This window comes from Gilvimarinus sp. 1_MG-2023 (genome assembly GCF_030548285.1).
This window is the reverse complement of record NZ_JAUOSC010000438.1, coordinates 1-348: the sequence shown is the minus strand read 5'-3', so window position 1 is coordinate 348 and position 348 is coordinate 1. Positions and strand designations below refer to the sequence as shown.

Annotated in this window: 1 protein-coding gene; it reads right to left on the bottom strand. The window is 42.2% G+C overall.

Annotated features, from left to right (window positions below):
* Positions 1-348 (bottom strand): hypothetical protein (locus tag Q4563_RS17535; RefSeq protein ID WP_303605407.1); only part of this gene is annotated, 348 nt, incomplete at both ends.

The following is a 348-nucleotide window of genomic DNA, read 5'->3' as shown; positions in this document are numbered from 1 at the left end:
AAAATATCTGATTTGAATTCCTGATTGTCAGAAGGCACATTACTGTTCCAGGAAGTATCTGTCAAGAAGTTGCCATCTTCATCAATAGGCACCCCCCGCACACGCTCGCCCAATTGGTAAAAATGAGTATATTGCAGTGTTAATGTAGCATCTTCATTAATATCCCAGGCATAACCGAGATCAACGATGTCGTTATCTTCTTCCACATTATTACGATAAGAATCTTCGCTACTCGAATACACCCCTATTCGGTAACGCTGGGACGCATCTTCATTAAGTCCGCCAGACGATTCGAGACTGCCACTTAAAAAGCCTTTATTGCCTGTAGCGAATTCGATGGTGTTTTGT